The organism is Pseudomonas brassicacearum subsp. neoaurantiaca, assembly GCF_013608025.1.
Classification (GTDB): domain Bacteria; phylum Pseudomonadota; class Gammaproteobacteria; order Pseudomonadales; family Pseudomonadaceae; genus Aquipseudomonas.
Map to the genome: position 1 here is coordinate 451,810 of NZ_VDLV01000010.1, position 10,646 is coordinate 462,455.

Annotated in this window: 9 protein-coding genes; all 9 read left to right on the forward strand. The window is 62.8% G+C overall.

The window, feature by feature from the left end; translation table 11 throughout:
* Positions 1–3 precede the first annotated feature (3 nt).
* The 9 genes from murD (at position 4) to lpxC (ending at position 10,499) form a co-directional block, all read left to right on the forward strand.
* A complete protein-coding gene (murD, locus tag FHK92_RS08750; RefSeq protein WP_181287694.1) occupies positions 4–1,350 on the forward strand; it encodes a UDP-N-acetylmuramoyl-L-alanine--D-glutamate ligase in 1,347 nt (448 codons plus the stop codon).
* A complete protein-coding gene (gene ftsW / locus FHK92_RS08755; RefSeq protein ID WP_030139679.1) occupies positions 1,347–2,564 on the forward strand; it encodes a putative lipid II flippase FtsW in 1,218 nt (405 codons plus the stop codon). Before murD ends, ftsW begins: the two co-directional genes overlap by 4 nt.
* Positions 2,554–3,624 (forward strand): undecaprenyldiphospho-muramoylpentapeptide beta-N-acetylglucosaminyltransferase, encoded by a 1,071-nt coding sequence (gene murG, locus FHK92_RS08760; RefSeq protein ID WP_181287695.1) that lies wholly within the window; start codon positions 2,554–2,556, stop codon positions 3,622–3,624. The genes ftsW and murG overlap by 11 nt, the downstream gene beginning before the upstream one ends.
* Positions 3,617–5,077 carry a UDP-N-acetylmuramate--L-alanine ligase gene (murC, locus tag FHK92_RS08765; protein WP_030139677.1) on the forward strand — a complete coding sequence of 487 codons (1,461 nt, stop codon included), beginning with the start codon at positions 3,617–3,619 and terminating at the stop codon, positions 5,075–5,077. The genes murG and murC overlap by 8 nt, the downstream gene beginning before the upstream one ends.
* Positions 5,074–6,039, forward strand: a complete 966-nt coding sequence (locus FHK92_RS08770; RefSeq protein ID WP_181287696.1) for a D-alanine--D-alanine ligase — start codon at positions 5,074–5,076, stop codon at positions 6,037–6,039. Before murC ends, FHK92_RS08770 begins: the two co-directional genes overlap by 4 nt.
* Positions 6,040–6,042: 3 nt before the next feature.
* A complete protein-coding gene (locus tag FHK92_RS08775) occupies positions 6,043–6,909 on the forward strand; it encodes a cell division protein FtsQ/DivIB (protein ID WP_030139675.1) in 867 nt (288 codons plus the stop codon).
* A 15-nt stretch (positions 6,910–6,924) separates the two neighbouring features.
* The gene (gene ftsA, locus FHK92_RS08780) at positions 6,925–8,184 is read left to right on the forward strand and encodes a cell division protein FtsA (RefSeq protein ID WP_003205342.1); all 1,260 of its coding nucleotides are present in this window, start codon (positions 6,925–6,927) and stop codon (positions 8,182–8,184) included.
* Between the two features lie 97 nt (positions 8,185–8,281).
* Positions 8,282–9,475: a cell division protein FtsZ gene (gene ftsZ, locus FHK92_RS08785; protein WP_030139674.1), complete on the forward strand. Its 1,194-nt coding sequence runs from the start codon at positions 8,282–8,284 to the stop codon at positions 9,473–9,475.
* Between the two features lie 112 nt (positions 9,476–9,587).
* Positions 9,588–10,499 carry a UDP-3-O-acyl-N-acetylglucosamine deacetylase gene (gene lpxC, locus FHK92_RS08790; protein ID WP_030139673.1) on the forward strand — a complete coding sequence of 304 codons (912 nt, stop codon included), beginning with the start codon at positions 9,588–9,590 and terminating at the stop codon, positions 10,497–10,499.
* Positions 10,500–10,646: the final 147 nt, after the last annotated feature.

Below are 10,646 nucleotides of genomic sequence, written 5' to 3' on the forward strand. Positions count from 1 at the left end.
CGAGTGTCCCTGATCGCTTCTGACCACTTCCGCATCGTTGTCGGCCTCGGCAAGAGCGGCATGTCCCTGGTTCGCTTCCTGGCGAGCCGGGGCGTGTCGTTTGCCGTGGCCGATACGCGGGAAAATCCGCCTGAGCTGGCCACGCTGCGCCGTGACTATCCGCAGGTAGATGTGCGTTGTGGCGAACTGGACGTCGAGTTCCTGTGCCGCGCCGATGAGCTCTACGTGAGCCCCGGCCTGGCGCTGGCAACCCCGGCCCTGCAGGCTGCGGCTGCCAGTGGCGTGAAAATGTCCGGCGACATCGAGCTGTTCGCACGTAACGCCAAGGCTCCGATCATCGCCATCACCGGCTCCAACGCGAAGAGCACCGTGACCACCCTGGTCGGCGAAATGGCTGCCGCCGCGGGCAAGCGTGTCGCCGTGGGCGGCAACCTGGGTACGCCGGCGTTGGACCTGCTCAGTGATGACATCGAGTTGTACGTGATGGAGCTGTCGAGCTTCCAGCTGGAAACTACCGATCAGTTGGGCGCCGAAGTGGCGACCGTACTCAACATCAGCGAAGACCACATGGACCGCTACAGCGGCCTGCCGGCTTATCACCTGGCCAAGCACCGGATATTCCGCGGCGCCCGCCAAGTGGTGTTCAACCGCCAGGATGCGTTGACCCGTCCGCTGATGGGTGAAGGCCTGCCGTGCTGGACCTTCGGCCTCGGTGTCCCTGATTTCAAAGGCTTCGGCCTGCGCGAAGAGAACGGCGAAAAATACCTCGCCTTCGAGTTCCAGAACCTGATGCCGGTGCGCGAGCTGAAGGTTCGTGGCGCTCACAACCAGGCCAACGCCCTGGCGGCGCTGGCCCTTGGGCATGCGGTCGGCTTGCCGTTCGACGCGATGCTCTCGGCCCTGCGCAACTTCGCCGGGCTCGAACACCGCTGCCAGTGGGTGCGCGATCTTGATGGCGTGGCCTGGTACAACGATTCCAAGGCCACCAACGTCGGTGCCGCGCTGGCGGCCATTGAAGGCCTGGGCGCGGACATCGACGGCAAGCTCGTGCTGATCGCCGGCGGCGACGGCAAGGGTGCCGACTTCAAGGATCTGCGCGATCCGGTGGCGGCCAACTGCCGTGCCGTGGTGCTGATGGGCCGCGACCGCGAGCTGATCGCCGCTGCACTCGGCGATGCAGTGCCACTGGTGCGCGTCGCTTCGCTGGACGAAGCCGTGCAGCAAAGCCGTGCCCTCGCGCAACCCGGCGATGCCGTGCTGTTGTCGCCGGCCTGCGCCAGTTTCGACATGTTCAAGAACTACGAAGAGCGCGGGCAGTTGTTCGCCCAGGCCGCGGAGGACTTGGCATGAGTCTGATGAACATCATCAAGCCGTACCCGTCGCCGTTGATCACCGGGCGCGGCATCGACCTGGATTTCCCGATGCTTGCCGGTTGCCTGGCATTGCTCGGCCTGGGCCTGGTGATGATCACGTCCGCATCGTCGGAAGTGGCCGCCGTGCAGTCGGGCAACACGCTTTACCACATGATCCGCCACCTGATTTACCTGGTGATCGGCCTGGGTGCCTGCGTCGTCACCATGATGGTGCCGATCGCGACTTGGCAGCGTCTTGGCTGGATGATGCTGCTGGGAGCCTTCGGCCTGCTGGTCATGGTGCTGGTGCCGGGCATTGGCCGCGAGGTCAACGGCTCGATGCGCTGGATCGGCTTCAGCTTCTTCAACGTCCAGCCTTCGGAAATCGCCAAGGTCTTCGTGGTGATTTTCCTGGCCGGTTACCTGGTGCGTCGCCAGAAGGAAGTGCGCGAGAGCTGGATGGGCTTCTTCAAGCCGTTCATCGTGCTGCTGCCCATGGCGGGCCTGCTGCTGATGGAGCCGGACTTCGGCGCCACGGTGGTGATGATGGGTGCGGCGGCGGCCATGCTGTTCCTCGGTGGGGTGGGGCTGTTCCGCTTCATCCTGATGGTGGCGCTGGCGGTGGCAGCGGTGACCGTGCTGGTGCAGGCGCAGCCTTACCGTATGGCGCGTCTGATCACCTTCACCGACCCGTGGGCCGACCAGTTCGGTTCCGGTTATCAATTGACCCAGGCGCTGATCGCCTTCGGTCGCGGCGAGTGGCTGGGCGTGGGCCTGGGCAACAGCGTGCAGAAACAGTTCTACCTGCCGGAAGCGCACACCGACTTCGTGTTCTCGGTGTTGGCCGAAGAGCTGGGCGTGGTGGGTTCCCTGTGCACCGTCGCCCTTTTCGTATTCGTTTGCGTACGCGGCATGTACATCGGCTTGTGGGCAGAGAAGGCCAAGCAGTTCTTTGCCGCCTACGTGGCGTATGGCTTGTCGTTCCTGTGGATCGGCCAGTTCCTGATCAACATCGGTGTCAACGTCGGCCTGTTGCCGACCAAGGGCCTGACGCTGCCGTTCCTCAGTTATGGCGGCAGCTCCCTGGTGATTTGCTGTGCCTGTCTCGGCCTGTTGCTGCGCATCGAATGGGAGAGTCGAACCCACTTGGGCAGCGAAGAGATGGAATTCCAGGAGAGCGACTTCGCCGAGGAGCCGACTCATGGGCGCTAACGTGCTGATCATGGCCGGCGGAACCGGCGGGCATGTATTCCCGGCGCTGGCCTGTGCCCGGGAATTCCAGGCGCGCGGCTACACCGTGCATTGGCTGGGTACGCCCCGGGGCATCGAGAACGAACTGGTGCCCGCCGCTGGCCTGGAATTGCATCGGATCAACGCCAGCGGCTTGCGGGGCAAGGGCAAGCTGTCGCTGCTCAAGGCGCCGCTGATGCTGCTCAAATCAGTCTGGCAAGCGCGGGCGATCATTCGTCGGCTGCGGCCGGTGTGTGTTGTCGGTTTCGGTGGTTATGTGACCGGGCCTGGCGGTGTCGCCGCGAAACTGGCCGGCGTGCCGGTGATCGTCCACGAACAGAACGCCGTGGCCGGTACCGCCAATCGGTTACTGGTGCCGTTGGCCGCCCGGGTCTGTGAAGCCTTTCCTGACACCTTTACCCTGTCGGGCAGCCGCCGCACCACCGGCAATCCGGTGCGCACCGAGCTGTTCCTCGATACACCGCGCCCGGCCCTGGCCGGACGCAAGGCGCGTTTGCTGGTCCTGGGCGGAAGCCTGGGGGCAGAACCGTTGAATAAATTGCTGCCCGAAGCCCTGTCGCAGGTCGCTCCCGGACTGCGCCCGGAAGTGTTTCACCAGGCTGGCAAAAATCACGATGAAGTGACCGCCGAGCGCTACCGCGCCGTTGGCGTCGAGGCGCAGGTGCAGCCCTTCATCAAAGACATGGCCCAAGCCTATGGCTGGGCCGACCTGGTGATCTGCCGCGCAGGCGCGCTGACCATCAGTGAACTGGCTGCCGCCGGTCTGCCCTCGATGCTGGTGCCTTTGCCCCACGCCATCGACGATCACCAGACCCGCAACGCCGATTATTTGGCCCGTGAAGGCGCTGCCTTCCTGATGCCGCAAAGAACGACTGGCGCCGCGGATCTTGCCGCGCGCCTGACAGAGGTCTTGATGCAGCCGCAAACACTCGAAGACATGGCCCGCGCCGCGCGCCGCCTGGCCAAACCCGATGCCACCGCCCAAGTGGTCGATAGCTGCCTGGAGGTGGCCCATGGTTGAGAATCGCAAAGCCATGCCGCAACCGGAAATGCGCCGTATCCGCCGCATCCACTTCGTCGGGATCGGCGGCGTGGGCATGTGCGGGATCGCCGAGGTGTTGCTGAACCTGGGTTATCAGGTCTCGGGTTCCGACCTGAAGGCTTCCCCGGTCACCGAACGCCTGGAGTCCTTCGGCGCGCAGATTTTCATTGGTCACCGCGCCGAGAACGCCGCCAACGCCGACGTGCTGGTAGTGTCCAGCGCCGTGAACACCTCCAACCCGGAAGTTGCCACCGCCCTGGAACGCCGCATTCCCGTGGTGCCGCGTGCCGAAATGCTGGCCGAGCTGATGCGCTATCGCCACGGCATCGCCGTCGCCGGTACCCACGGCAAGACCACCACCACCAGCCTGATCGCCTCGGTGTTCGCCGCCGGTGGCCTGGACCCGACGTTCGTGATCGGTGGTCGTCTGAATGCCGCTGGCACCAATGCCCAGCTGGGCACCAGCCGCTACCTGATCGCCGAAGCCGACGAGAGCGATGCGAGCTTCCTGCACCTGCAACCGCTGGTGGCCGTGGTGACCAACATCGATGCCGACCACATGGCGACTTACGACGGTGACTTCAACAAACTGAAGAAAACCTTCGTCGAGTTCCTGCACAACCTGCCGTTCTACGGTCTGGCCGTGGTGTGCCTCGACGATCCGGTGGTGCGTGAAATCCTGCCGCTGGTCAAGCGTCCGACCGTGACCTACGGCTTTGGCGAAGACGCCGACGTTCGCGCAATCAATGTGCGCCAGCAGGGCATGCAGACCTACTTCACCGTGCTGCGTCCTGACCGCGAGCCGCTGGATGTGTCGGTGAACATGCCGGGCAACCACAACGTGCTCAACGCACTCGCCACCATCTGCATCGCCACCGACGAAGGCGTCAGCGATGAAGCGATCGTCCAGGGCCTGTCCGGGTTCCAGGGCGTGGGTCGACGCTTCCAGGTCTACGGCGAACTGCCGGTGGACGGCGGCAACGTGATGCTGGTGGACGACTACGGTCACCACCCGACCGAAGTCGCGGCGGTGATCAAGGCTGTGCGCGGCGGTTGGCCGGAGCGCCGTCTGGTGATGGTCTACCAGCCGCATCGCTACAGCCGCACCCGCGACCTCTATGACGATTTCGTCCAGGTCCTGGCCGACGCCAACGTGCTGCTGTTGATGGAAGTCTATCCGGCCGGCGAAGAGCCGATTCCTGGTGCCGACAGCCGTCAGCTGTGCCACAGCATTCGCCAGCGCGGCCAGTTGGACCCGATCTACATCGACCGCGGCGTGGACCTCGCGCCGCTGGTCAAGCCGCTGCTGCGCGCCGGCGACATCCTGCTGTGCCAGGGTGCCGGCGATATCGGCGGCCTGGCCCCGAAACTGTTGAATAGTCCGTTATTCGCCGGTGCCATCGTGGCCTCCAGCGAGGGGAAACTGAAATGACTGCTGCCTACGCCAACCTGGTCTCGACCCTCGAACCGAAAGCCTTCGGCCGCGTTGCCGTGCTGTTCGGCGGCAAGAGCGCCGAGCGCGAGGTGTCCCTCAAGTCCGGCAACGCCGTGCTGCAAGCCTTGCAAAGCGCCGGCGTCGACGCGTTCGGCATCGACGTGGGCGACGATTTCCTGCAGCGCCTGTTGTCTGAAAAGATCGACCGCGCCTTCATCATTCTCCACGGTCGCGGCGGCGAAGACGGCAGCATGCAAGGCCTGCTCGAATGCCTGGGCATTCCCTACACCGGCAGCGGCATCCTCGCGTCGGCCCTGGCGATGGACAAGCTGCGCACCAAGCAGGTCTGGCACAGCCTCGGCATTCCAACGCCGCGTCACGCCGTGTTGGCATCCGAGGCCGATTGTATTTCGGCGGCGACGGAACTGGGCTTCCCTTTGATCGTCAAACCGGCCCATGAAGGTTCCAGTATCGGCATGGCGAAAGTGAATTCGCTGCCTGAATTGACCGCAGCCTGGAAGGACGCCAGTTCCTACGATTCGCAAGTATTGGTCGAGCAATGGATCACCGGTCCGGAGTTCACCATCGCCACCCTGCGTGATCAGGTGTTGCCCCCGATCGCGCTGGGCACGCCCCACACGTTCTACGACTACGACGCCAAGTACATCGCCAATGACACCCAGTACCGCATTCCTTGCGGGCTGGATGCTGCCAAGGAAAAAGAACTGATGGACCTCACGGCCAAGGCCTGTGAGGCGCTGGGTATTGCCGGTTGGGGCCGGGCAGATGTGATGCAGGACGCCGATGGGCAGTTCTGGTTCCTCGAAGTCAACACCGCCCCCGGCATGACCGATCACAGCCTGGTACCGATGGCGGCCCGCGCCGCCGGCCTGGATTTCCAGCAACTGGTGCTGTCGATCCTCGCCGCCAGTGTCGGCAAACAAGAGCCAAGAGGTTAAGCCATGCAAGGCGCATCGCTTCGTCATCAGCCCTCCGCACCCGGCCGCAAGCCGGTGCCGCGGGGTGCCAGCCGAATGGTGGCCAAGGAGCCGATGTCGGCGCGCCTGCCGAAAGCCAATTTTGGTTTTCTCAAGAGCCTGTTCTGGCCGGTGCTGCTGGTGGCGTTGGGGTTCGGTACCTACGAAGGCGCCCAACGGCTGCTGCCTTACGCCGATCGGCCGATCGCCCGGATCAACGTCCAGGGCGACCTGAGCTACATCAGCCAGCAGGCGGTGCAGCAGCGGATCGCCCCGTTCGTCGCGTCGAGCTTCTTCACCATCGACCTGGCGGGCATGCGCACGGAGCTGGAGCAGATGCCCTGGATCGCCCATGCCGAAGTCCGGCGGGTGTGGCCTGACCAGGTGTCGATCCGCCTGGAAGAGCAACTGCCGGTGGCCCGTTGGGGCGACGAGTCGCTGTTGAACAACCAGGGCCAGGCGTTTACGCCACGGGAACTGGCGAATTATGAACATTTGCCACAACTGTTCGGTCCACAACGGGCCCAGCAGCAAGTGATGCAGCAATACCAGGTGTTGAGCCAGATGCTGCGGCCGTTGGGCTTCTCCATCGCGCGCCTGGAACTGCGTGAGCGCGGCAGCTGGTTCCTGACCACTGGCGCGGGCAGCTCGGGGCCGGGCATCGAGCTGTTGCTCGGGCGCGGCAACCTGGTGGAAAAGATGCGCCGCTTCATTGCCATCTATGACAAGACGCTCAAAGAACAGATTACGAACATTGCGCGCATCGATCTGCGCTACGCCAACGGCCTCGCTGTTGGCTGGCGGGAACCGGTAGCGCCGACGACGGCCGTACCCGCCGTCGCGAAGAATTAAGAAGAGGCTGGACCCATGGCAAACGTGCAAAGCGGAAAAATGATCGTCGGTCTTGATATCGGCACTTCCAAGGTGGTGGCGCTGGTAGGCGAAGTCGCGGACGACGGCACGCTGGTCATCGTCGGGATCGGTACACACCCGTCCCGCGGCTTGAAGAAAGGCGTGGTGGTGAACATCGAGTCCACCGTGCAATCGATCCAGCGCGCCATCGAAGAGGCGCAGCTGATGGCCGGTTGCCGGATCCACTCGGCGTTCGTCGGCGTCGCGGGCAATCACATCCGTAGCCTGAACTCCCACGGCATCGTGGCGATTCGTGATCGCGAAGTCAGCTCCGCCGACCTCGAACGCGTGCTCGACGCCGCCCAGGCCGTGGCGATCCCGGCCGACCAGCGGGTGCTGCACACCCTGCCGCAGGACTACGTGATCGATAACCAGGAAGGCGTGCGCGAGCCGCTGGGCATGTCCGGCGTGCGCCTGGAAGCCAAGGTCCACGTGGTGACCTGTGCGGTGAACGCTGCGCAGAACATCGAGAAATGCGTGCGCCGCTGCGGCCTGGAAATCGACGACATCATCCTCGAGCAACTGGCCTCGGCCTACTCGGTGCTGACCGACGACGAGAAAGAGCTGGGCGTATGCCTGGTGGACATCGGTGGCGGTACCACCGACATCGCAATCTTCACCGAAGGCGCGATCCGCCACACGGCCGTGATCCCGATTGCCGGCGACCAGGTGACCAACGACATCGCCATGGCGTTGCGCACTCCGACCCAGTACGCCGAGGAAATCAAGATCCGCTACGCCTGTGCCCTGGCGAAACTGGCCGGTGCCGGTGAAACCATCAAGGTGCCAAGCGTTGGCGACCGTCCACCGCGCGAACTGTCGCGCCAGGCCCTGGCCGAAGTCGTCGAGCCGCGTTACGACGAGCTGTTCACGCTGATCCAGGCCGAACTGCGTCGCAGCGGCTACGAAGACCTGATCCCGGCGGGCATCGTGCTGACCGGTGGTACGTCGAAGATGGAAGGCGCGGTCGAGCTGGCCGAAGAGATTTTCCACATGCCGGTGCGCCTGGGCGTGCCCCATGGCGTCAAGGGCCTGGATGACGTGGTGCGCAACCCGATCTATTCCACTGGCGTGGGCCTGTTGATGTATGGCCTGCAAAAGCAGTCCGACGGGATCTCGTTCTCAGGGATAGGCAGCCGCGACAGCTACAGCAGCGACGAGCCGAAGGCACCGCTGTTCGAGCGGCTGCAGGCTTGGGTAAAAGGTAATTTTTGACTGATTCAAGCTTCAAGCGCCGGGTTTCAGGCTCGGCGTGCAAGACGGCAATAAACGCAGTAGGCGAAAAAAACTAGAGAATGTAAGGAGAGGGAACATGTTCGAACTCGTAGACAACATCCCCGCTAGCCCGGTTATCAAAGTAATCGGTGTCGGCGGTGGCGGCGGCAACGCTGTCAACCACATGGTCAAGAGCAACATCGAAGGCGTCGAGTTCATCTGCGCCAACACCGATGCTCAAGCGCTGAAAAACATCGGCGCGCGGACCATCCTGCAACTGGGTACCGGCGTGACCAAGGGCCTGGGTGCTGGCGCGAATCCCGAGGTTGGCCGTCAGGCTGCCCTGGAAGACCGCGAGCGCATCGCTGAAGTCCTGGCCGGCACCAACATGGTGTTCATCACCACGGGCATGGGCGGCGGTACCGGTACCGGTGCAGCGCCGATCATTGCCGAAGTGGCCAAGGAAATGGGCATCCTCACCGTTGCGGTGGTGACCCGTCCGTTCCCGTTCGAAGGCCGCAAGCGCATGCAGATCGCCGACGAAGGCATCCGCGCGCTGAGCGAAAGCGTCGACTCGTTGATCACCATCCCCAACGAGAAGCTGCTGACCATCCTGGGCAAAGACGCCAGCCTGCTGTCGGCTTTCGCCAAGGCTGACGATGTACTGGCCGGTGCCGTTCGCGGTATCTCCGACATCATCAAGCGTCCAGGCATGATCAACGTCGACTTCGCCGACGTACGCACCGTGATGTCCGAAATGGGCATGGCAATGATGGGCACTGGCTGCGCCAGCGGTCCGAACCGTGCACGCGAAGCCACCGAAGCGGCCATTCGCAACCCATTGCTCGAAGATGTGAACCTGCAGGGCGCCCGCGGCATCCTGGTGAACATCACCGCCGGTCCGGACCTGTCCCTGGGCGAGTACTCCGACGTGGGTAGCATCATCGAGGCGTTCGCGTCCGACCACGCAATGGTCAAGGTCGGCACCGTGATCGATCCGGACATGCGTGACGAGTTGCACGTGACCGTGGTTGCCACTGGCCTGGGCGCGAAAATCGAGAAGCCGATGAAGGTGATCGACAACACCGTTCAGACTGCCATGGCCTCCCAGCCACAACAGCAACCAGCCGCTCGTCAGGAAGCACCAGCGGTGAACTACCGTGACCTGGACCGTCCGACCGTCATGCGCAACCAGGCCCAGGCCGGTGCTGCGACTGCCGCGAAGATGAATCCGCAAGACGATCTGGATTACCTGGACATCCCGGCATTCCTGCGTCGTCAGGCCGATTGATGGAATGTATCAGGGGTATACGGGTGATTGGTGTTCAGCAAAGGTCTGGTCTGCTATCATCGCCAGCCTTTGTTGATACCAGTTCGCAATTTGCGCTGAAGCGGCCCATGCCATGATTAAACAACGCACCCTGAAGAATATTATCCGTGCCACAGGTGTCGGCCTGCACTCCGGCGAGAAGGTCTACCTGACCCTCAAGCCCGCGCCTGTCGACACCGGCATTGTGTTTTGTCGTGCCGACCTCGACCCTGTGGTGCAGATTCCTGCTCGCGCGGAAAACGTTGGTGAAACCACTATGTCGACCACGCTGGTCAACGGTGACACCAAAGTGGACACGGTGGAGCATTTGCTCTCGGCCATGGCTGGCCTGGGCATCGATAACGCCTACGTCGAGCTCTCCGCGTCCGAAGTCCCGATCATGGATGGCAGTGCCGGACCCTTCGTATTCCTGATTCAATCGGCTGGCCTGGAAGAACAGGACGCGGCCAAGAAGTTCATCCGCATCCTGCGGGAAGTGACAGTGGAAGACGGCGACAAGCGCGCCACTTTCGTCCCTTTCGAAGGTTTCAAGGTGAGCTTCGAGATCGATTTCGATCACCCGGTTTTCCGTGACCGCACCCAGAGTGCAAGCGTGGATTTTTCCAGCACTTCGTTTGTAAAAGAAGTCAGCCGCGCCCGTACCTTTGGTTTCATGAGTGATATCGAGTACCTGCGCAAGCACAACCTCGCACTCGGCGGCAGTGTTGAAAACGCGATCGTGGTCGATTCCGATGGCGTGCTGAACGAAGACGGCCTTCGTTATGAAGACGAATTCGTCAAACACAAGATCCTCGATGCGATCGGCGACCTCTACCTGCTGGGCAACAGCCTGATTGGTGAGTTCAAGGGCTTCAAGTCCGGCCACGCACTGAACAACCAGCTGCTGCGCAAGTTGATTGAGCAGAAAGACGCTTGGGAAGTCGTGACGTTCGAAGACGCCAGCACCGCACCAATCTCTTACATGCGCCCTGTCGCGGCCGTGTAAGCAAAAAACCTCTCTAGTTTTTTAAAGGCTGCCTTTGGGTGGCCTTTTTTTATGCCCGGATTTCATGTGGGCTGCGAAAGGTTTTTGTGGCGAGGGAGCTTGCTCCCGCTGGACTGCGAAGCAGTCCTCAACCTGGTCTGCGGTGGG